Annotated in this window: 16 protein-coding genes; 13 read left to right on the forward strand and 3 right to left on the reverse strand. The window is 42.4% G+C overall.

The window, feature by feature from the left end; genetic code table 11:
• Positions 1–11 precede the first annotated feature (11 nt).
• From AC2T0J_RS11475 to AC2T0J_RS11535, 13 genes are all read left to right on the forward strand, one after another.
• A complete protein-coding gene (locus AC2T0J_RS11475; protein WP_489810243.1) occupies positions 12–1352 on the forward strand; it encodes a GT-D fold domain-containing protein in 1341 nt (446 codons plus the stop codon).
• A gap of 9 nt (positions 1353–1361) precedes the next feature.
• A complete protein-coding gene (locus tag AC2T0J_RS11480; protein ID WP_489810244.1) occupies positions 1362–2150 on the forward strand; it encodes a sulfotransferase domain-containing protein in 789 nt (262 codons plus the stop codon).
• Between the two features lie 2 nt (positions 2151–2152).
• Positions 2153–3268 (forward strand): GDP-mannose 4,6-dehydratase, encoded by a 1116-nt coding sequence (gene gmd, locus AC2T0J_RS11485; RefSeq protein ID WP_489810245.1) that lies wholly within the window; start codon positions 2153–2155, stop codon positions 3266–3268.
• A gap of 74 nt (positions 3269–3342) precedes the next feature.
• A complete protein-coding gene (locus AC2T0J_RS11490; RefSeq protein WP_489810246.1) occupies positions 3343–4020 on the forward strand; it encodes a sulfotransferase family 2 domain-containing protein in 678 nt (225 codons plus the stop codon).
• A gap of 45 nt (positions 4021–4065) precedes the next feature.
• Entirely contained in the window at positions 4066–4869 is an 804-nt protein-coding gene (locus AC2T0J_RS11495) for a glycosyltransferase family 25 protein (protein ID WP_489810247.1), read from the forward strand.
• Positions 4870–4929: 60 nt separating this feature from the next.
• Positions 4930–6069 (forward strand): glycosyltransferase family 4 protein, encoded by a 1140-nt coding sequence (locus AC2T0J_RS11500; protein WP_489810248.1) that lies wholly within the window; start codon positions 4930–4932, stop codon positions 6067–6069.
• Positions 6070–6473: 404 nt separating this feature from the next.
• The gene (locus AC2T0J_RS11505) at positions 6474–8048 is read left to right on the forward strand and encodes a hypothetical protein (protein WP_489810249.1); all 1575 of its coding nucleotides are present in this window, start codon (positions 6474–6476) and stop codon (positions 8046–8048) included.
• Positions 8049–8085: 37 nt separating this feature from the next.
• Positions 8086–9639, forward strand: coding sequence for an AMP-binding protein (locus AC2T0J_RS11510; RefSeq protein ID WP_489810250.1), 1554 nt, complete (start codon positions 8086–8088; stop codon positions 9637–9639).
• 62 nt (positions 9640–9701) lie between these two features.
• A complete protein-coding gene (locus AC2T0J_RS11515) occupies positions 9702–10817 on the forward strand; it encodes a cytochrome P450 family protein (protein ID WP_489810251.1) in 1116 nt (371 codons plus the stop codon).
• Complete coding sequence (locus tag AC2T0J_RS11520; protein ID WP_489810252.1) at positions 10814–11884, forward strand: cytochrome P450 family protein; 1071 nt, start codon at positions 10814–10816, stop codon at positions 11882–11884. The genes AC2T0J_RS11515 and AC2T0J_RS11520 overlap by 4 nt, the downstream gene beginning before the upstream one ends.
• A 1-nt stretch (position 11885) precedes the next feature.
• Positions 11886–12137, forward strand: a complete 252-nt coding sequence (locus AC2T0J_RS11525) for an acyl carrier protein (RefSeq protein ID WP_489810253.1) — start codon at positions 11886–11888, stop codon at positions 12135–12137.
• Complete coding sequence (locus AC2T0J_RS11530; protein ID WP_489810254.1) at positions 12134–13828, forward strand: carbamoyltransferase family protein; 1695 nt, start codon at positions 12134–12136, stop codon at positions 13826–13828. Before AC2T0J_RS11525 ends, AC2T0J_RS11530 begins: the two co-directional genes overlap by 4 nt.
• A gap of 534 nt (positions 13829–14362) precedes the next feature.
• The gene (locus tag AC2T0J_RS11535; RefSeq protein ID WP_489810255.1) at positions 14363–16294 is read left to right on the forward strand and encodes an FkbM family methyltransferase; all 1932 of its coding nucleotides are present in this window, start codon (positions 14363–14365) and stop codon (positions 16292–16294) included.
• A 62-nt stretch (positions 16295–16356) separates the two neighbouring features.
• Here the strand turns inward: AC2T0J_RS11535 and AC2T0J_RS11540 are convergent, their stop codons facing one another.
• From AC2T0J_RS11540 to AC2T0J_RS11550, 3 genes are all read right to left on the reverse strand, one after another.
• The gene (locus AC2T0J_RS11540) at positions 16357–20031 is read right to left on the reverse strand and encodes a CRTAC1 family protein (RefSeq protein WP_489810256.1); all 3675 of its coding nucleotides are present in this window, start codon (positions 20029–20031) and stop codon (positions 16357–16359) included.
• Positions 20032–20062: 31 nt separating this feature from the next.
• Positions 20063–21334 (reverse strand): cytochrome-c peroxidase, encoded by a 1272-nt coding sequence (locus tag AC2T0J_RS11545; protein ID WP_489810257.1) that lies wholly within the window; start codon positions 21332–21334, stop codon positions 20063–20065.
• Between the two features lie 217 nt (positions 21335–21551).
• Positions 21552–22505: a hypothetical protein gene (locus tag AC2T0J_RS11550; RefSeq protein WP_489810258.1), complete on the reverse strand. Its 954-nt coding sequence runs from the start codon at positions 22503–22505 to the stop codon at positions 21552–21554.
• Positions 22506–22680: the final 175 nt, after the last annotated feature.

Here is a 22680-nt window from a genome sequence, read left to right on the forward strand (position 1 = left end):
TGGAGCGAGACTTGAAAAACTTAGAGAATTCCATCGAAGTTGTTAACAATAATGAACATTTAAACCAACTAGCTCTAAAATGTGAAGTCGATTTTTTCAGTGGTTTTTCTGAAATTGTTGAAAATTTAAAGTTAATTCTGAAGTCCGATTCTAGCTTGTATTTGAATTGTACTAGGGTTTTGATATCTTTAGATCCAGAAAATGTCTCGTTTTGGATGTTATTAGCTGAATATTGTAGTTATAAAGGTATGAGGCTAGGAAAAATTTTAGCTATTAAAAAATGTCTTAAAATAGCTGAAAGTAGAGCGGTTAAGCGGCCTAATGAGTTAAATAGATTTAATTACATTTTAGGTCTTGCTTATATTGATAATTTGCAATTCGAAAAAGCTGGAACATATATCGAAAAATCAAATCGTTGTTCTCCTGATTTCAAGAAGAGGCGAGCGCTTGATGGTCTGATATTTTACAGGGAATCCGAAGTTTCATTATTAAGAAAGTTTAATTATCATAAAGAGGATTTGGATTTTTTAAATCCTGACGGTGTTATTGATAAAATTGCGGGTGCAATTTTAGAGAAGCGACCATTTTCATTTATTAGGCTTGGGGATGGCGAGGGTAATCTAATTGCGCGCTTTCAATATTCAGAGAATTTATTTGTAGATGACTATTATATTCGTATATTGCAAATAATGTTTGGAGAAGAATTTTCTCTCTTTGATTTATTTATAGAGAGAATTAAAGATAACTTTTTATGTTCATTGAGAACTGCAGACATTCTTGGGTACTGTGCGAATTTCGAAAAAAATTTAAATAGGTCAAGATCGTTTGTTTCAGATCGGGTTCTGGCTGGGCAGTTAGCAACGGTTAATTTTGTGAAAAATGAATACCAAAGAAGAAACTTAAGCGTTAGTACAGCTGTTGTGATTCATAATCCTGTATCCATTAGAAAACTATTTTCAATTTTACAAGGTCAAAACTTCCTCGGACTCGTTTGCTGTCATGATAACTTAAAAGACAAAATTCGAACAAACCTTGATATTGCAAAAGTGGTGCATCACAAAACACCAGGTGAAGCCAAGACAATAGGTAGTTTAGGAGATATTCCATCTCACTTTCCTGTTCAATTTGATAATATAATGAGTCAAATTGAAGTGCCGTATATGGGGGCCGTTTATTTAGTTGGCGCAGGTTTATTGGGTAAAATTTATTGTGGTGAGATTAAGAGGCAAGGTGGAATAGCGATAGATATAGGTTCCGTTATGGATGCCTTGGCTGGAGTTAAAACCAGAGGTAACGAAAGGTTTAGTGATGATGAATTCAAAAATCGATGGGAATCTTATATTTTTAATTAGGAGAGTTAAATGAAAAATGTTTTGGTTGTGTCTCATCGAAGATCCGGTACACATTTAACAATAGATGCAATTAGAAACAACTTTGAGGCTTTTTCAGATGTTGGGAAAGTGGCAGATTTAACGCTAGATAATTACACTGAAAGAAAATCGAAAGGTGACTTTTCAAAATTGCGTCATCTAGCTTTAAGATTTAATGATAAAAATTGTGTGTATAAGGTTCACGCCAATGTGAATATTCAGGCGTATTTTGGTCGTTCGATTAAAGCTGCTGATGGCTTTATCAGTCGTCTCTTTGATAGCTCAAAAATTATTTACGTTTACCGTGATGGGAGAGATGTAATGACCTCCTTATATCATTATCAAAGACAGTTTTCGGAAGAGGTTAAACGTCAAAGTTTTTCTGAATTTCTCAGAGGAGTTAATACAACGGATAGCTATTCTTATGAGGGAGAATTAAGTAAGGTAGGGTATTGGGCTCATCATGTTTCCAATTGGTTAGAGCGCAAGGAAACTCTTCCATTGAGTTTTGATGATATTAAAGGTAATTTTCGAGAGAGTTTATCAAGAATATCTAATCACATAGGTGTAGAACCGAATAGCAATATGATCGACGTTACTATGGAGAAGTCGGAGCAAGGCCTTATTCGAGATAAAAGTGCTTCACGCTCATCGGTTTCTTTTAGAAAAGGAATAAGTGGCGATTGGAAGAATGAATTTACTTCTGATGATTTAGATTATTTTTATAATGAAGTCACATTAGTTTCACCTACCTTATTTAATAGGCTATATAGTAAATAAATATGAAAAAAGCACTTATCACCGGTGTAACCGGCCAGGACGGCTCTTATTTAGCCGAGTTTTTACTAGAGAAAGGATACGAAGTGCACGGTATAAAGCGTCGTGCATCGTTATTCAACACTGAACGTGTTGATCACATTTATGAAGATCCGCACAACGAAAATCCAAAATTCCATCTTCATTATGGCGATTTAACGGATAGTTCTAACTTAACTAGAATCATTTCTGAAGTGCAGCCTGATGAAGTCTATAACCTTGGCGCTCAGTCTCATGTTGCAGTAAGTTTCGAATCCCCTGAATACACGGCTGATGTGGATGCTATGGGTACATTGCGCTTACTTGAAGCGATTCGGTTTTTAGGATTAGAAAAGAAGACTAAATTTTATCAGGCATCCACCTCTGAGCTCTATGGCTTAGTACAGGAAATTCCACAAAAAGAAACTACGCCATTCTACCCGCGTTCGCCCTATGCTGTAGCTAAGATGTATGCGTACTGGATCACGGTAAACTACCGAGAATCTTATGGCATGTACGCGTGTAACGGTATCCTGTTCAACCACGAATCCCCACGCCGTGGCGAAACGTTTGTAACCCGTAAAATCACCCGTGGTATTGCCAATATTGCCCAAGGGCTTGAGAAGTGCTTGTATTTGGGCAACATGGATGCACTGCGAGACTGGGGCCATGCAAAAGATTACGTACGCATGCAATGGATGATGCTGCAGCAGGATCACGCTGAAGATTTCGTCATAGCAACCGGCAAACAAATTTCTGTACGTGAGTTTGTACGTTTGAGCTGCAAAGAAGCGGGTATCACTGTTGAATTTAGTGGTGAAGGCGTTGATGAGATTGTTACCGTAGCTGCAATCGACGGTGATAATGCACCGGGTGTAAGCGTTGGTGATGTGATTGTTAAAGTGGACCCGCGTTACTTCCGCCCTGCAGAAGTAGAAACCCTGCTGGGCGATCCTGCAAAAGCTAAAGAGAAATTGGGCTGGGTACCAGAAATCACGGTAGAAGAAATGTGTGCAGAAATGGTGGAAGGCGACCTGCAAAAAGCCAAGCAACACGCCCTGCTCAAGAAACATGGTTATTCTGTAGCGGTCGCTAAGGAATAATACTGTTTTTAATTGATACCCTCATCGTTTGAGGATGAGGGCATCATTCTCTAAAATATGCCCCGATAATCCCAATGAAAAGATATAACCCCAAAGATCCCCTGATTTTTATACATGTGCCAAAAACGGCCGGACAAACGGTTAAACGCATTGTAAATAGTTGGTTTGGGTCTAATTTTTACCCTCATTACTACAATGAAGTGGAAGGGGGAATGCCGCCTCAAAGAGATTTTGATGTGCTGGCCCAACATGAAGAAGCCGTGATATATGGCCATTTTAACCGGTTGAGAGGATTTGGCATTCAGGATTATTACCCTCAGGCCCGCCAGTTTGTCACGATTTTAAGAGATCCACTGCAGATGGCCTTGTCGCATTATTTTTATGTGAGAAAGTCCGCTTTAACCTGGAAGGATAAAACAAGGCTTTCACAACAGGAGGTTAGTGCTCATATTGCAACAACTAAACTGAATATGTTGAATCACTTTCCAGTTGAAGTAACACCAGATAACTACCGGGATGTTGTTCAGGCGTATTTTATTTATATTGGTATTACAGAGAGGCTACCGGAAAGCCTGAGCAATATTGCACAATTACTCAATAAGCCTGCTCCACTGGAAGTACCAACAATAAACGCGACTGAACGAAGTGATCTGAGTTTATCACAAGATGTGGTCGACGCCTTTAAGCGTAACAATTCGCTTGAATACAACGTGTATGATTACGTAAAGAATATGAACTTCGCAAATGTATAAAGCGCATAATGTAAACGTTACGACAATAAGGTTAGTTAACTTTTTATGCTAGACAAAAGAGTAGAGCAAGTGTTGGTTGTGTCGTTACCCGAAGACACGGCGCGAAGAGTACATGTACAAACCCATTTTAAAGAAATAGGTATTAATGACTTTGATTTTGTTGATGGAGTTGTGCATACCAGCGAAATGGTTAAACAGTACTATCTCTCTGGCAGGGTTAAATCTTTTCCTAACTGCTTTCGCTGTGATCAGGAAAGCTGTAATTGCGCCAATAATATACTTATTCGCCAACAAGTCGCTAACTGGCTGGCGTTTAAGAAAGCCTGGGTAAAAGCCGCAATTGTGGATGGGCTTACCCTTATATGCGAAGACGATGTACTGTTTTATCCTGGTGCAATGAAATGGCTCTCCGTGGCACTCAATAAAATAGAGCTTAACACCGCTAAACCCCTATTGATAAGAATGGCCTACTCGGGCTTGGATTGCTCTACGAATCTCGAAGAGATTGAAGATATTAAAATCACCAAACGATTGGTAATGAGCAATGTGGCTTATATTGTAAATCCGGCAATGGCTACCTTACTGGTAGATAAGTTTACTAATATAGCCTCCACCTCCGACGCTTATGTTCATCGTTGGACACCCATTCGGGAAGATATCGACGTACACACTATCGAGCCACTACTGGCTACGGATCTCTCGTTTAACAAAGACAATGCCCGATTTGTTTCTCGGATTCATCCAAAGGGCATTGATGCTGAAGATACAGAGCGCATGAGTAAACACGTTAAACGTGTTGAGTCTGCAGCGCAATACGCTTCTGTGTTAGAGCAATGGCTTAATGCATAGATAATCGAAACTTAAATATAACGAGCCTCCATTAATGCAACAAACTGCCTGGTTAAATTTATGAAAATTGGTTTCTATTTAGAGAATATCAATATTCAAGAAGTTGACTTAACTCATCCCATCCTTGGTAACCCTGGTGTAGGGGGAACCGAATACAATTTTGTAACTTTAGCTTATGAGCTGGGCAGGCGGTTTAATCATCTTCAGATAATTGTTTTTGCTCAGTCCACAGCGCTTTTACCATCATCGTTAAGTGTAATCCAAGTGAATTCTTGTATAGATGCGGTCGAATGTGCCGTCTTAGAAGGTGTTGAACTTTGTGTTTGGCGGCCAACAGTAAGAGAGGATACTGCATCTCTTATAGAACATATTCAAAATTACCCCTTGAAATTTATTATATGGGCACATAACACTCCTCACTTTGACGTTTTAGACAAGTTGGCAAAAGCAAAAAACGTCTGTCGGATAATACCCGTGGGGAATTGGCAGGCTAGGCGGATGTCCCACCCATCAATAAACTCCAATCTCACCCCTATTCACAATGGCTTTTATGATCAGGCATTCATCGGCGAAGCAAAAAAAGATCCAAACCTTGTGGTGTACACGGGGTCATTAGTGCCAGTTAAGGGCTTTGGGATGTTAGCTAAAGTATGGCCAACAGTGCTTAAGGCGTGCCCAATGGCCAGGTTATGTGTTGTTGGTTCTGGCCAGTTGTATAACCGCAATGTTGAGCTTGGCCCATGGGGTATCGCCAGCGAAAAATTTGAGCGTGAGCAGATTATCCCCTATTTGATTGATGAATCAGGGAAGCTACTTCCCTCAGTCGTGTTTAAGGGGATAATGGGGGTAGAAAAGATTCCACTTCTTAAACAGGCAATATGCGGGGTAGTCAACCCTACCGGGCGTGGTGAAAATTGCCCAGGTTCTGCAATTGAGTTTTTGGCAAGTGGCACGGCGGTCGTTTCCGCTGCAAGAGAAGGTATTCTTGATGTAGTGGATGATGGCGTTACGGGATTGCTGGGTGACGGTGAAGCTGAGCTTGCGACAAACCTGATTTTTATGCTTAAAAATCCACAATATGCCGAGCAGTGTGGTAAAAATGGGCCACAGGTGGTGCGGGAACGTTTTAACTATAACAAAATTTGCGATGAGTGGATGGTTGTTTTTTTACAAGAAAGCAACGCTTTAGTAGAAAACTAATTGGCAAATCTAACATCCGGCGGTGTTTTAAATCCTCTTTACTGAGAGCTTGATTTGCAGTCGTCACTTCTCGGCTTTTGTTGTTTGTCGAATAATTTCGAGTTTTAGGGTTCATAAAACAGAAAGTGCAATGTTGATTTTGACATACGATAGATTTACTACTATTTAAAAGCAGTAAGAGAATGGAGGTTAGTAGTAAACAATTGTCATGGTAAGGTTATTATTGAGTTCCCGATTTTTTTCATATTGGGTCATTGGTCTTTATTCTTGCCCGTTAATCAAAAACAGCTGTTATTCAGGAGTTCGGTGTATTACGTTGTAGTTGTAATGTCGGTAAACAGTTTCTAATGTCATTTGGCTTCAACCTTTCCAATCCATAACGATAAAGCGTTTTCAATAAAATCATGTCAGCAAAGTATGCTATTTCTCAATCTGAGATTACTCGTGCCATAACCAATTTCGACTTCGAAGAAGCTTTGGATGTTTTGGATAAATTAGGCGATAAAACAGTGTTTTATTGGTCTAGTAAAGTCAAACTTCTTTTTTTATTAGACAGGCGCGATGAAGCTATGTTGGCATTTGAGCAATCACCATTTAAAGCCAGCGAAAAAATGGTGATAGAAGTGGTAAAAGGCCTCATATCTACGTTGTATTTTGCTAGAGCACGCGCTCTTGCAGAGTCTGTATTAATCGCACAGCCTACATTCAACTCTTTGTTGAATGTGTATTTCCAATTTCTTGTTGAGCTTGATCTGTTAGATGAGGCTTACGCATTTATTACTCAAAACATTCACAAAGCTAAGCTAGTCCGATACAACTTTTTAGTCCGGCTTGCTACCCGATTGATTATTCGGGAACAGCAACAACAAGCAATGCATGTTTTTAGAATAATGAAAAAAAGCCAAGGAATTGACTTTTCGTTCTCGCAAATACCCTGGTTAATGGATGCTTTAGGATTCAAGGCAGAGGTGAATAGCTGTTTAGACTACATGGCGATAGATGAGCCATCAAAAGTTTTCAACAATCATTTTCATTATTTGCTAACAGAGCACCCTGATTTATATAGAAAGCTGGCTGATGTAACGCCAGATCTAAAGCCAAGCCGAGTAAACCAACTAAGCGGTAACAGTTTTTTCGATATATTGTCTAAAGAGCAGGCAGTTAAATTTAATGATGAATCGTGTATTTTAACCAGCTTATGGTTTTGTGCGAGGCGCTTGCAAAGTTATACTGGTTGTTTGGTTAATTGGTATCAAGATAATAAATGGATGCTTAACCTCAGCCGATCGGTTGTGACAAGTTTGAACTCAATAGATGCTATCAGATATTTAAGAGAAAAATATACCGATGGATTAGTTGAGATACAAAATACCCTCAATCAGGAGCATGGGCCTGTCGTGCTCGTTACCACCCATCTGGTATTTCCAGGGGGGTTGTACCCTCTTTACGATGTATTTAAAGATTTGCATTATGTGAAAACGCCGGTAGGAGCAGATCTGGTTAATGAGGCAGTGTTTAATCCAATATATATTGGGCCTAAATTTATGAATAAATTAAATATTTTATCCTGGCAAAAGTTTTTAAATGTGATGAAAAAACAGGGGGTCGTGCTGGTTAATTTAGATCAGCAAATATTTAGCCAAGCAGATAAAAGCGAGGGTGGTAGTGCTAATCGGGCATTCTCTTATAATTTCTTTTTTGCACAAATGATATGGACGCTACAGATAACTAGTTTTCTCATCGATGCTGACTTTTCTGAAGGTAAATATCGCTATACGATTAAATCGATGCCTGACACCAGGAAATTTGATTGTATAGAGGTGTGGAAAAGTGCTTTTCTCGACCAATATGATGAGCATATGAAAGCCAGAATAAGGGGGGACATCGGGTTAAATAATATAGAACAGGACCATATCACAAAATCCATTCTGGAACGTGAAGCTAGAAAACAGCTACGGATAAACGAGACTCTGGGTTAGTTGCAATCGGAAAAACAGCGGGAATTAAGGATTAAAAATGAAGTATGCTAGCGCTTTATCTAGTACCTTGTTGAGTCGTTCTAACAAAGTGACTCTTGCCCAGTTAGCTGACGCCAAATCAAATCAGTTTATTGAGCTAACCGGCAGTCAGGTTGATTGCAAAGCTAGGATTTTCGCAAATTCGTTAATTCAGCATCAACTTTCAGGTAGGACTGTTCTCGTAGTGATGGATGCTGGAATTGAATTTACAGTAGCGCTGATAGGCTGTATTTATGCTGGAGTGACAGTGGTTCCTATGCCTGTTCCCAAAAAAACAGATAATTCATCGCGAAGGTTACAAGCAGTCTTATCAGACTGCAAGAGCGATAAAATACTTACGTCTGATAAATACATTGGCCTACTAACTTCTCTGGAATATTGTAAAGATTTTGCTGCTATTTCTTATGAAGCACTGTCTGGTGGCGTGGAGATGGTCGAAGCCTTTAAAACCTATAAGGATGATATTGCTGTTATTCAATACTCATCAGGCTCCACTAGTCAGCCGAAGGGAGCCAAAATTTCAACCAATAATATTCTGGCTAATCAACAAGATATTAGTGTTCCCTGGCGTATGCGTGAAGGTCGTAAGATGTTGATTTGGCTGCCAAATTATCATGATATGGGGTTATTTTCAATACTGCATTCCTTGTCGCTTGGCATGAGTATTGATCTCATGACACCTTTTGATTTTATCAGACGACCTGCTAAGTGGTTGGAGTTAATCAGCTTACGCCAAGTAAATGTTTCGGGTGGACCTGCATTCGCATTCTCTCTTGTGGTAAATGATCCAGGATTACAAAAATTAACAGATATCGATTTGAGTTCATGGGATGTTGCGTTTTGTGGTGCAGACTACGTCCCGATAAACACAATAGAGGAATTTGAAAACGCAGCCGAACCACTTGGTTTTAAGCGAGGTAGTTTGTTTGCCTGTTATGGCATGGCAGAAGCAACAGTTCTGGCGGGTGGAGAGCCGGTGCCTTATGAATTGCTGGATAGAAGACTATCAAAATACAAAGCTTTAGCTGCATGCTATCTGGGAGAGCCTCTCAAGCCTAAAATTGCCATATTTGGTCAATCTAATATACCTGTAGATGATGGTTGTGAAGGTGAGATTTGTTTGACAGGTGAAAATATCACAAAGGGTTATGTGTCAAACGAAATGAATACGTTTAGATTTGATAATCAACAATGGTTCAGGACTGGAGACCTGGGAATTATTGATGGTTGCTGGCTAACCGTTAGCGGTCGAAAAAAAGATCTTGTCAAAGTTCGCGGGGTTGGAATTTACACCATAGACTTAGGAATGCGCTCGGAAGAGTTTTTCCCAGAGTTAAATGCAAAAGCCTGTGTGTTCATTAATATAGATGGGATGCAACAAAATTTTAGAATCGAACTTCACAAAAAGGTTACTTTTAGCCACAGCCGTAAAATGGCTAATGAATTAAAGAGCAAGCTCAACGAAGCTTTTGGATTGTGCCTGACCAACGTGGATATTTTACCCAGGGGAGGGTTAACAAGGACAACGAGCGGTAAAATCCAGCGTTGGTAAAGATACACAAATTCCTCTAATTGTCAGATTAGATTTAATTTCATAGGTGAAATGAGACTGTAATGCAGGAAAAGTTTGAGAGTGTTAGTGACACAGATATAGCCCATAAAATTTTAATATCGAGGCAGTTTTCAACCCGTCCTGTGAGTAAGTATTTGCGTAAACTCAACTCAAAAATTGAACAAGACTTATCTTTCTTGATCCAATTTTCAGATAATTTACTGCTTTTTATGGATGGCGCTGCTCACATCTCAATAAAAAAGAAAATGCCCAAAGTACTTAATTCTCAATCAGTATCTTTGTACAAAGTCACAATTCAGGAGTGCTTGGAGACAATTTTTGCTCAGATACCGGATAGCGGCGAAATGGATTTCGTCTCTCACGTTACTAATCCCTTGTATACACTTATCGTTGAACGTGTGTGGGGAATTAAAGTAAGTTCAAGCGAAGTGCTTCATGGCGCAGTTGATACCATAGCAATACTAATTGAACCATTGGTTTCTGTGCGTAAATTGCTTAAACATCAGCAATACACTAAAAGCCTGATAGAGGATATTTCTACTCAGTTAGAGTTAATAGGGAATAAGAATTTATTAGCTCCGCGACTTAAAAGGGTCTTTCCCGAAATGCCGCAAGAGCAATACTCTTATCTAGTCTTTTCATTGATCGCTGGGATGAGGTCAGCATTTGATACCTTTAATAATATTTTTCTGTCATTTTTAAAGTATGAACAAGGTAACGAAACTAAGTGGCAAGATACGGATTGGGTCGATAGCCACTTTGATACATTAGCGCAATTATTTAGTACATCAGAGTCTCTAATAAGATGCTGCAACCGGCAAACACAAATTGGTAGCCAGACTTTCTTAGAAGATCAGGTTTTAGCACTCGATATGAAAAGAATTAACCAGGTTCCTAACGCAATGAATATCAGTACTAGCAGTATTGAGCACTTGTCCGAAAACAAGAGTCGTTTGCTTACCTTTGGTGCTGGCAGCCATAACTGTCCAGGGAAATCATTGGCGCAATTATTTATTAAAGTGGCCGTGCCTTTTGTAGCGGGAAAACTCAATAACGCAAAATTGGCTAATGGCGCGATCAGTTTTGAATCGTCGGAAATGACAAAAAGAGTGATTGGTCTGCCCTTTATCAATAGTGAAAATCCGAGGGGATTATGAATACTAAGTCTAAGTTTGAAGATGCTGAAGGCATAGTATTCGTTAACGATTTTAATCTGGCAAAACAGATTTTGGATAATGAAAATTTTCAGGTGCCCGATTTATATCATTTTATTTCGCGTTTAGAAAAAGCGACAAGTTTAAGTTTTGAACACTTAAAGCTTTTTGTTGATTACTCACCTTTTTTTTTAGAGGGAGAGAAGCATACCTTTGTTAGGAAAACTTACTTAAAATACATCAACAATAATACGTTAAAAATATGGAAGCCTTTCATTTATCAAGCCATCGAAAAAGTCGTAGGTGCGCTTCCTGAAGACAAACCCTTTGATGTTGTCAACAGTATTGGGAACGCGGTTTTTACCGAGCTGGCGAGGCCTTTATTAGGAGTTTTCCCGCAGGATGAAATGGTTTTTGACAATAAAGCGATGGCGTTACAAAGGCTTGTTGAGCCAATGTTATCAATTAGTAACCTAAAGCTGATGGATCAGGATTTGAGCGATTTATTAGCACAGTTGCATAATTCCGAAAATGCAATAGAGATACAGAATTTTCCCTCTCCTCCGTTACTGTATAACCTGATTAAAGAAGAGGAATTTTCTAACAAAGATGCATATGCAATGGTGACTACCTTGTATGCCGCCATGGCACCTCTGGCGCAAACAATTACAAATATCGTTGCTGAATTTTATGGCGGAAGTACCCATCACTTGCCAGATATTGATGGCAATATTGAAAGGTACATACAGATAGGTGTGGCGCCAAAATTTATTCACAGAGTGGTGAAGCGTGATTCGAGTATTGATGGGGTAGAGTTTTTGGCCGGCCATACAGTACTGATAGAAATAAGGAAGGCGAGATTAGACATTTCGGATACTATTCATAATCTCAATTTTGGGCATGGTTTACACTTTTGTCTTGGGGCTGCACTATCCAGGCTCGTGATAAAAAAAACATTACCTGAACTTATTAAAAAGATAAACCGAGCGCAGATATTAGAAAGAAAAATCGATAATGGTAATAGCATTGCATGCGCATATAAAAAATTAGTCGTTAAAAAGGTAAACTAAAGTGAATACCCAATCATCAGATATTGTTAACTTTATATTAGACTCGGTAGCAGAGTTAACGAAAGCAAATAGGGAACAATTACTTCCTGATACTCGCTTGGCAGCCGTAGGTGTAGACTCATTAAATGCAGTGTTGCTATGCGGTAAGCTCGAAGACGAGTATAAACAAGAAATTGAACCAATAACTATGTTTAAATATAAAACAGCAAGCGAAGTAGCCGCAGCACTTATTGAGATGAAAAATAGCCAGTGAACTTATACTCTATAGGCTTGTCGACAACCGGACACGATCCAGCTTTGGCTATTGTCTGCCCCGCAGGGCGAGTGATTTTTGCCGAGGCTACCGAGCGCATATTGCAGATAAAGCGCGGTTGGGGGGCTCAACCAGACCAACTGCAGCTCATTCAGCCTGTTCTCGAAGGCATTATAAAAAAAGATCCACAAGCATGTTTTCAAATTGCGACTAGCTGGTCAGGCATTAAGGCAGATTTACCTACAGATATGGAGAGTCCGTTTATATCCACTTCGATGCTGCAGTGGATGACCGGGTTACAAAAACATCTGCAAATATCAGCCGGTGATAACATTCGTTTCCTGTATGGCAGCCGAATTACAGGTGAAGTATTAAGGTTCGATCATCATTTATGCCATGCGATAAATGCAGTATATTCAGCTCCATTCAATGAAGCATCCTGTTTGGTTCTAGATGGCGAAGGCGAAGTAGGCGCTGCCAGTCTTTATTACTGGAAAGAGGGTTTCATAACTCGGAAGTGGCGCTCATGGGGGCCTGGAAGTTTAGGGTCTTTCTACACATGGGCCACGGAACTTTGTGGATTTACCCCCTTATATGGTGAAGAATGGAAGGTTATGGGGCTTGCTGCATATGGGAATGTCAATGAGGATTGGTCTGCTCGTTTAAAGCGGTTATTTAAAATTGAATCGGGCCGTATCCTATGGAATGAAAGAACGCAACTCAAGAAAGATATTCAATTCTTTAACTCGTTAAAAAATAGTCAACCTGGAAATTACATGCAAATGGCAGATTTAGCTGCCACAGTACAACATGTTTACACAATTTGTGCCGCAGAAGTTCTCAACGACATATACGTTCAGGAAAAGCAAAAGAATTTAATATTTACGGGAGGATGTGCACTAAATTCTTCTTTTAATGGGCAGATAAAACGGCTCACACCGTTTGAAAACCTGCATGTACCTTCGGCTCCTGCTGACGATGGCAATGCAATCGGTGCAGCATTACTGGCCTGGCAACAAGCTGGCCAATCGAATACTGGCCATTTGCCACCGATAAAATATGCGCAAAAAAGCCCATTTTTAGGTTCGGTGCCCAATAAGGCCGAACTGCAAAAAGTTGCGAGTGAGTTTGGCAACAACGCTGTTGAACTCAGTACTGACTCTGCATCACATATTGCAAAAATGCTGGAGTTGGGAAAGATTATCGGGGTTATGCGCGGTGCGGCCGAATTTGGCCCGAGGTCTCTGGGAAATCGTTCAATATTAGCCGACCCAAGACCGGCAAACATGAAGCAGCGTATCAATGAGGTGGTAAAAGGCAGGGAAGGTTACCGGCCTTTCGCACCAGTAATTCCTGAAAAATTTGTATCACTATGGCTAGAAGACGAAGTATGCTCCCCATATATGTCGTTTGCACTGAAGTGGAACTACACTCAGTTAAACAAAGTTCCTGCAGTTGTGCACAAAGACAATACAGGTAGGTTGCAGACAATAAACAAAACTGATAATCCATGGTTAAGTGATGTTGTCGATCATTTTTTTGATTTGACTGGTGTTCCTGTAGTGTTAAACACGAGCTTTAACATTATGGGGAAGCCAATAATTCATAGTGTAACTGATGCTGTGGCTGTTCTAATGAGTTCAGGATTGGATGCCATTCTGATAGAGGATACGTTGATCCAGAAGTGTTGAGTGTGGCTCCCTTATGTATTTTGCTCTGATTTTTGTTGTGTAACGATATGAGTCTTCGTTAAAGTTTCAAACTAAAAAATATTGAAACGACAGGCAATTTTTGAGTTGCCAAATTGCTATGCTTACTAATATGTTGTTACTCATACTCTAAATCGTTTAGTATTAAAATAAAAGTGACACTAAGCGATACTCCCACCAAAATATTTCTGGATAAAAACATAGGGGATCTAAAGCTTCTCTTCTAAAGGTAATGCTGTGATTAATTCGAGAGTTAATAAAGGTTACGTAATTTCGTTACCTAATGAACATAAACTTCGAGAGCGCACCCTGTCACATTTTAAGGAAAGAGGAATAGCTAACTGCGAATTTGTTGATCGCTATTCACCTGAAAGCACACCGGTTAAAGACCTGTACATAAAGGGTGGCGTAAAGCCATTTACAAGCTGTTTTCGCTGTGGTCAATTGGAGTGTGATTGCCCAAACAATATTATTACGCTATCGGAGGCAAGCAGATGGCTTACCTACAAAGCTGTCATGGAAAGTGCAGCCGTTAGCAAGGGTTGGTCGCTGATTAGTGAGGGTGAACTTTATTTTGAGTTGGATGGGCTGGAAAAATTATCCCGAATGCTCGCTGATACGCAGCCTGCTTTCAATGATAAACCAGCGGTAATCTTGCTTAAGCCGGTCGGTTTGGTATCCGGCGAGACATTGCATACTGACCAGTCGACTGAAATTAGCAATGTTGCCTGCCTTATGAATCATCATTGCGCTCAGTACCTGCTTAACAGCTTCGACCAGGTGAATTCCGTCTGTGACAGCTGGCTGTTCGAAAGTGAAGAGATTACGGTAATGCCACTAGCACCAGAGATTGCGTCGGGCTTGCATTTTAAAACGCGGGAAGAAAGTGAGGTAGTTGAATTATCGCCTGCTATACAATATGAAAGTCGCGCAGAGAGTTTAGATCACTATATTCAGCTATTGGGTAAGTGGCTGGATACTGATGATGCGCTGTCGATTTTTCAGCGGGCCGCTTTCAAAGAGCTCTCCGTTAAACAATCCGAACTGATCAAGAAAAATTCGCCAAATCAGCCTAAAAGGCAATACACAGGGCAATTGGATAAGGCGTTGCAGGACGAATATGGCTTTGATAATACCTTTGAGAACTGGACAAGTGTAAACCGCGGTGGCCAGCCAATCCCATGGATGACATACAGCGCCATACATTACCTGGATTCGCTGGATTTATCGCAGTGCCGCATTTTTGAGTGGGGGAGTGGTAACTCCAGCCTTTATTTTGCCGACAGGGCAGCATCTGTTATCAGTATTGAATCAAACCCCGATTGGTTTGCATACGCCAGTGCAAATAAACGCGCAAATTTAACGACAAAATTGCGTGACGCAGAACACTATTGCAGCGTAGTCAATGAAGACGACGCACGGTATGAGGTTATCATCATTGATGGTGACATTTTCAGAAGGTTGGAATGTGCTCATGTTGCAATCGAGCGATTAGCTCCAGGCGGCATCATTGTTTTGGATAATTCCGATTGGCTATCGCATACCGCTGCGTTTTTGCGTCAGCAAGGGTTCACCCAGATTGACTTTAGCGGTCCCGGTCCTATCAATACTTACCTTTGGTGCACGTCTGTTTTCTTTCGGCATGTCATTCTTATTCCGCATAAAGAAAGTGTTTCTCCTGGTGCGTTGCTTACGGGAAGAAAAAATAAAAGGGATACGGTATTACCCGTGCATTCTTCGCAAGCGAAGTCAGTTACCGCTCGGCAGTTTACAAACGAATACCCATGGGTAAAAGAACGGCTTCTTCCGGCCTATGCAGACATCTTTACCGCTCAGGAAGGTGAGGATGCGTTGTTAAAGCGTCTTCTTAAAAAGTACTACCATCAAAATGGCTTCTATGTAGATGTGGGGGCGCACCATCCAACCCGTTTTTCTAATACCTACCATTATTATTTAAAAGGCTGGCGCGGCATAAATATCGATCCTATACCCGGTGTAATGGCATTGTTTAACGAGCAACGTCCGGATGATATTAATTTGGAAATGGGGATTGCAAATCAAACGGGTGCCCTAACGTATACCGTTTTTAAAGAGCCTGCCTTTAATACATTTGATGCCCAGAGCGTCGCCTATGCCGAAACACGCACTCAAAAGCTTGGCGAGCATGAGATAATGGTAAAACCATTAGTTGATGTGTTAAAAGAGTATCTGCCAGAAGGTACGCCTCTGACCTTTTTAAGCGTGGATGTAGAAGGTTTTGAGCTTCCAGTACTACAGTCTAATGACTGGCAGCAATACCGGCCGATATTTGTTATTGCCGAAGCGCTGACCGGTGAAGCGCTTGCTGGTATAAGCGAGTATCTGGCAGCGGTTGGTTATGAGCGTGTAGCTTCCACTAAAAATAGTTATTTCTTTTGTGAAAAAGATGCCTGGCAAGAGCTAAGTTAGCCAGGCTATTAATTTGAGTTAAATTCGGGTCACTCAGTAATTATCGGATATGCGTAATCTTATTATTGCGTTAGCTCGACATTGCCGCATGTAACATCAGTTTTTGTGCGCTGTTTACCATCCGGCCAGGTCACTGTAATGGTTGCCTGCTCTGCTTTATCAAGGCCAAATAAATGTATCGCACTGTCCTGGGAAAAGTAGCCACTGCCAGCCTGTATTTCTCGGGTTGTTTTGTTACCGTTGCTTCTGGCAACGTCAATACGAGCGCCAATGGCGGTAGGGTTGGATTGTGCGCCTTTCAGGTGCAATGTTATTGCACAATTACCTTCAACCCCGCCATTCTTAAACAGCATCGGGCGCTCATCATTGATGCCTACGGCGATATCTACCCAGCCGTCTTTGTTGTAGTCACTCACTGCTACACCACGCCCGTCATAAGGCACAAATAAGCCGCTTTGGGTTGAGGGAACTTCGGTGAAAGTGCCGTCGCCATTCCCCCTGAGCAAATAGCTTATTCCGCCGGCAAATTGTCTGAACTCGTGATCCATATGGCTAAAGTTACCGGCAACATACAGATCTTCGTGGCCATCGTTATCAAAGTCGGCCGCGGTAATGCCATAGCCCGTAGTAGCCTGAACCAAGCCAGGCAGTGCGTTCATGGTAAATTTGCCTTTGCCATCATTAATAAAAACGGCGTGTTTTAGCGTATTGGCTTGAAGCGTGATTACGTCGCTACTGTTCAGGCGATCACCGTAAATATCGCTAAGGTTTGCCTCAGCGTAAGCGCGAAAGGTATCAAATTTCTCGTAAACATATGGCATTTCAGCGCCCACCATACCGCGCTCCCGCATGGGTCTGAGAATGCCCTCTACATATTCGGCTTCCACAATATCAAGGTCGCCGTCGCCATCTATGTTGCCTGCGTAGAGCATTGCCGGATACTGTTCCGATGCTGTGTAGCGTGTGTTCATTCCCCAGTTTGCTGCGGCAAAGTCCATGTGGCCGTCTTCATTAAAATCGCCTGCGGTAATGCCTGTCCACAGGCCATGCCACTGCGCCAGGCCGGCCGCTCTTGTTGCATCGTCAAACGCCCCGTTCTGATTTAAAAACAAACGTACCGGGCCGTATTCGGTCGCGATTAACAAATCGCTGTCGCCATCGTTATCTACATCCAGCCACATGGCACCGGTTGCCAGGCCAAGTTTGAGTAGCCCCGGTGCCTTCTCGGCGGTAATGTTGGTGTATGAGCCGCCATCGTTACGATAAATATAACTGTCAGCGGGTAAAGGCCATTGATTAGCAATGGCTCTGCCGCCAATAAAAACATCAAGATCGCCATCGCCATCTATGTCATTTAATGCCAGCGCGCCACCTGAAGCATCTGCTTTTAAAGGTATGGTGTTTTTATCACCAAAAATAGCCGCTATTGGCGCGTTGGGTACTTCATAACCACTAAAACTGGAAATAAGGGTGCCATCGGCATGCCACACTGTTGCCAGTTCTTCCAGTGCGGCAGGGTTGAGCTGGTTTAATATGAGTTCGAAACGTTCATTACCAAGGTTTTGATACACTGCGCCGTATTGTCCATGGGCGCCTGCCACATAGAGGTCATCATCACCATCGCCATCCATATCTGTCCAGGATACCCCGGGGCCAATTGCCGAGAGCCGGCGTGGTAATAAAGGCTGTTCTTCAAAGTCATCGTAGCCTTCGTACTGGTGATCATCAAAGTTTGCTTCCACATGAGGATGGGATAACCCGGCCTGTAAACCAACCTCAACAAACTGCGGGTTTTGTGCCCGTAAAGGTTGGGGCGGTGCCGGTATACTTACCGTATCGGGCTCTGCAATCACAAAGCGCTGATTAGCCACTAATACTTTGTTGTTAATGTCGGTGAAAGTCTGGTGATGCCCTGAAGGCCAGTTAACTTCTATTTGTTTAATGGTCTCAGCGTCACCCAGGCCGAAGGTCAGTACCGGTGCGTGGCCCGAGAGGTAACCGCCGGAAGTCGTCATCATCCGGGTTTGCTGTAGGCCATCGTCTGTTAGTACTGTTACACGAGTGCCAATGCCAAAGGCGTTAGAACTATAGCCCACCAATTCTACCTGCATCCGGTTTTTGTCAGCGTTATTGCGGTAAACCCCCAGTGGTTGATTAAGAAAGTTATCCACCTTGTCTAAATCGCCATCATTATCCAGATCGGCCAGTGTAGCGCCATGGGCAATGCCCTTATTATCTATGCCCCAAAGTGTGGATACGTCGCTAAAGGTGAGATCGCCGTTGTTACGAAAAGCAACATTCGGCGTATCAAGCTTCGGGTAATTCTCGTAATAAGCCGGGGCATTTTTAAATTGCGGCAGATTGATATTGGCCAGTACATCACTGTCCATCAGATCACCAATCATACCGTTGCTAATTAACAGATCCACGTAACCGTCCAGGTCGATATCGGCGAATTTGGTTGACCAGGTCCAGTCGCTTGCGGCAACGCCGGCAAACCAGGATATTTCGCTAAAGGAGCCATCACCATTGTTCAGATACAGGCCATTGTGCATTACCTGCGCCGCTGATTCATCCGGTGGCAACGTGGTATCCATCAGGCCATGCTGAGTCAGCCTCAAGGTGGCATCCTGACTCAGCATATCGCCCACAAAATAATCTACCAGTCCGTCGTTGTTGATATCGGCAAAGTCCATTCCCATGGCAAACATGGGGGTTTGCTGCACCAGGGGGGCATCGATTAACGTAAAGGTGCCGTCACCATTGTTATGATAAAAGGTATCGGGAGACCAAAAATCGTTGGTCACATATAAATCCGGCCAGCCGTCGTTATCTACATCGCTGAACGATGCCGATAAGCCCCAGTACCCGCCGGAAATACCCGCCTGCTTAGCCACTTCCGTAAAGGTGCCATCACCATTATTGCGGTAAAGTAAATCAGGCTCCCCTAACTGGCGAACGCTCAGTCCTTTTTCGGTTTCAAATAACTCAATCGCGCTGGTCAGATCGTCGGGAATAACAATTTTGCCGTTTTTCATCTCCAGTTTTGGCGTACCGATCTCGGCTGCGAGATCCGCCGGGCGATAGGTGGCAACAAAAAAGTCCAGATCGCCGTCTAGATCGTAATCGGCAAAGGTGGCGGTAGTTGAACCGCCGTTATAACCCACCCCAGCTTTATTTGTAATATCGGTAAAGGTGCCGTCGCCGTTGTTTCTGTATAATTTGTTAGGTCTATGCCATTGAGTTAAGAACAAGTCCAGATCGCGATCGTTATCAATATCCGCAAAGCTGGCACCAATGCCAAACCCTTGCTCTTGTTGAATAAGGCCCGCTTTGGCGGTGACATTCTCAAAGTTAAAGCCGCCCAGGTTGCGATAGAGTATGCTCTGGCCTTCCTCCGTCACCAGGTACAGGTCGGTTAGTCCATCACCATCAAAATCACCGGAGGCTACCCCGGCACCGTTAAAACTAAAGTTGCGTTGGTTTTCTACCGAAAGTTGGTTGGAAAACTGAATACCGGTGTCTTTGCTACTTAAGCGGGTAAACAGCTTATTATCCTGATGCACCGGTTTGGCCAGCGGGGTTGCATAAATATTGCCCGGGGAGACATGAGGAATCGTTTTTGCTTCCTGGGTTTTAGCTACTGTTTGGCTGGCGGGGCAGGCAAACAAAAAAAACAACGAAAACCAGGGAGCTAAGCGGATGTGAGGTCGTCCCTTACAGAAAATATTAAACACTAAAAGTCTCCAAAAATCGTGTTACCCAAAGTTAACGGTCTACGGGCAATTCGCTCGGCACGGTTTGAGGAACCAGGTACAGCAAGTCTCCTGTCGAGGGTGACGTTAAAGCTTCTAAAAAAGCAATTAACTGCTCGGTTTCCCGTTCGGTCAGCTGAGGTACAGCATTGACTTCGGATGAAAACGTTTGCGCCATAACCAGTATGGTTGAGGTATTCAACCGAAAGGATTTTTTTAAATTAGGATCAAGTTGTGAAATGTCATAATTTTGCAGCATTTCAAGCGGTTCTGAATGATGTTCTATTACCCCTTTTAACGAAGTATAAGAGCCGTTGTGCATCCAGGGGCCGGTAATTGCAACATTACGCAGAGGGGGAGTGCGAAAAGCAAAGGCATCTTTCTTTTTATCGGTGACCCGCGCTCTGCCAATATCAAAACCGGAGCTGTCACGATGGCCGGGCCCAATCTGCGGCACTAGCAGGTTATAATACTGTTGGTCTGTCATTAAAGTACCGCTATGGCAGGAGGAACACCCTGCACGACCATAAAATAAAATGGCCCCTTCTTTTGCGGCGGAAGGTAATGCCGCCTGGTTTCCTCTTAAATAGTGATCCCACGGGCTATCTTCAAAGGCAAACGAGAATGTCTGAAAGGCCGATAACGCATTTGCCGCATGAGCAAAATGTAAATCATCGGTCGCTACGCCGGGGTAGGCTTTATTGAACAGCTCCACGTATTCTGGAATGGCCAGAACCCTGGCCATTATCTGCCCCCAGATTTCTTCAAAATCGGTATCGCCTAACGCTGCCAGGGTATTTGCATGTCCATCAATATCGAGGTCAGCTTTTCGGCCGCGCATTTCTTGTCGTGAAGTCACGGGAAACATTGCTTGCATGGCAACAATATCTTGCAGGAGCGCCGCCGGTAGCTTTTCATCTGCAGGAGAAACATGGCGGCCATCTGAAGTCAGTTCAACTCGCCCGTCCCAGAACATCGTTTGCCATTGTGGCGCGCCGCGATTAAAAATCTCAGGGGCATTTCGGGGGATTACACGCCTGGTCTCACCGAGGACCCGTGTATAGCCTAGACCATTGCCGCCAACACCTATAGAAAGGCTCAAATCGTCACCCGAATTTAGTGCAGGATGATGGCAGGTAGCGCAGGCTATATCCTTACTGCCACTCAGTATTTTGTCGAAAAACAAGGCTTTGCCCAGCGCTACCTGTTCTGGGGTCTGAGTTTTGGGAGTATGAATTGCGGTAATGCTTTGTGCTTCGATTAATTGTAGGAGTTCTCGATCCAAATAGGAGGGGGCATTATCATGATTTACTATTACCTCCGAATCGGCATACGTTTTGTTTATCATGCCAGACAATAAAAGCAGAACGGCAGAGGTCAACCAGCCAATTAATATAGTGGTATTTCGTTCCTTTTTAGCGAGGCGAGGAACCGCTGTTATGATCTGTCGGGTAAGTGTATGCATCAAATTCCAATACAGCATCGGTAGGTTTTACCGGGATTTACTTAAATTCAAAATACTGCAATAAGTTTGCAAATTTTTGCTCGGCTGTTGCTTTTTCTGCGCGGGGTACCAGGCACTGAATCAGTAAAAAGCGATTTCCCTGATAACTCAATATCTGCTTCATCCAAAAACTTTCGCCTGCCACTGTAATAAAAGCTTCAGTGCCTAATGCAGGCATGTGCTTCAACTGCGTTTGCTCGCTAAACCGGATTTCGATTTCTGTTGGGGCTAAGCCTTTACTGATAATCTGCTCTGCCAGCTCTTCGATGCTTGCGTTCTCGCTGGTACCGTGGCTAATCACTACCGAGCTTTTTTCTGATCCCGTTGATTGAGGAACCATGACAACAGAATTACCAAAACGTTTGGTGATTCGGTACCCCGGAGTCTGGGTTAATCTGAAAGGTAAGCCGGTAAACAGTCTCAGCTTATTCTCCGCTTTAACGTTCAGGCTCATTAACGATTGATGAACAGCTTCCTTGTGGTGGCTTCTGGCACTTTCCGGATAACTGGTTTCTACCACTACAGAAGAAAGCTGATCGCCACAAATCAGTAATTGTTTGTCGAAAACCGTGCCAGAGATAGCTTGTTTGGCGTCCAACAGTTCGCACTCGGCATTTTCAACCGTTACTGCCTGCTTTGCCACCAGTTGCAGTTTATGCTGGGCAAGCCGAGCTTTAGTCAGGCTTGCCAGATAGGTCTGATAGGGCACCTCTACTTCATACACTTTTATTCGTGAAAAACTTTCCGGTTGAATAAAACCGTAATGTTCAGGTGTCAGGAGAAAGCCTTGTGGTGCTGCCAGACTAACTTGTAAGCCATCATTAAGAATAAACCGTTGAGCCTTAACTTGCGCTGGGGATTGTACTTTCTTTTCGGGAGAGAGAGGGGAAGTAGACGTGCACGAAAATAAGCACAAACCACTTAGCAAAACAAAAAAATTATTTAATTGCATACTCTAAATTTTACTTCTATATAAATGAGAAGACACCGGAGAATCGTGGCTAGCATAGTTATACAATCCACATATTGCCAGTATATATTGGTCAATTAGGGCTGCATATTTGATAAAAGTCAAAATTTTTGTTTTTTTATGATTAATTAGTCTAAGTAGTCTTGTAAACACTCGT

It is taken from the genome of Alteromonas sp. ISO5 (assembly GCF_058105165.1).

Bases quoted from the DNA above. Each gene is read 5' to 3' on its own strand.
- AC2T0J_RS11495 (WP_489810247.1), top strand. From the start codon at position 4,066: ATGCTAGACAAAAGAGTAGAGCAAGTGTTGGTTGTGTCGTTACCCGAA.
- AC2T0J_RS11500 (WP_489810248.1), top strand. From the start codon at position 4,930: ATGAAAATTGGTTTCTATTTAGAGAATATCAATATTCAAGAAGTTGAC.
- AC2T0J_RS11505 (WP_489810249.1), top strand. From the start codon at position 6,474: ATGTCAGCAAAGTATGCTATTTCTCAATCTGAGATTACTCGTGCCATA.
- AC2T0J_RS11490 (WP_489810246.1), top strand. From the start codon at position 3,343: ATGAAAAGATATAACCCCAAAGATCCCCTGATTTTTATACATGTGCCA.
- gmd (WP_489810245.1), top strand. From the start codon at position 2,153: ATGAAAAAAGCACTTATCACCGGTGTAACCGGCCAGGACGGCTCTTAT.
- AC2T0J_RS11480 (WP_489810244.1), top strand. From the start codon at position 1,362: ATGAAAAATGTTTTGGTTGTGTCTCATCGAAGATCCGGTACACATTTA.
- AC2T0J_RS11515 (WP_489810251.1), top strand. From the start codon at position 9,702: ATGCAGGAAAAGTTTGAGAGTGTTAGTGACACAGATATAGCCCATAAA.
- AC2T0J_RS11535 (WP_489810255.1), top strand. From the start codon at position 14,363: ATGGAAAGTGCAGCCGTTAGCAAGGGTTGGTCGCTGATTAGTGAGGGT.
- AC2T0J_RS11550 (WP_489810258.1), bottom strand. From the start codon at position 22,505: ATGCAATTAAATAATTTTTTTGTTTTGCTAAGTGGTTTGTGCTTATTT.
- AC2T0J_RS11520 (WP_489810252.1), top strand. From the start codon at position 10,814: ATGAATACTAAGTCTAAGTTTGAAGATGCTGAAGGCATAGTATTCGTT.
- AC2T0J_RS11510 (WP_489810250.1), top strand. From the start codon at position 8,086: ATGAAGTATGCTAGCGCTTTATCTAGTACCTTGTTGAGTCGTTCTAAC.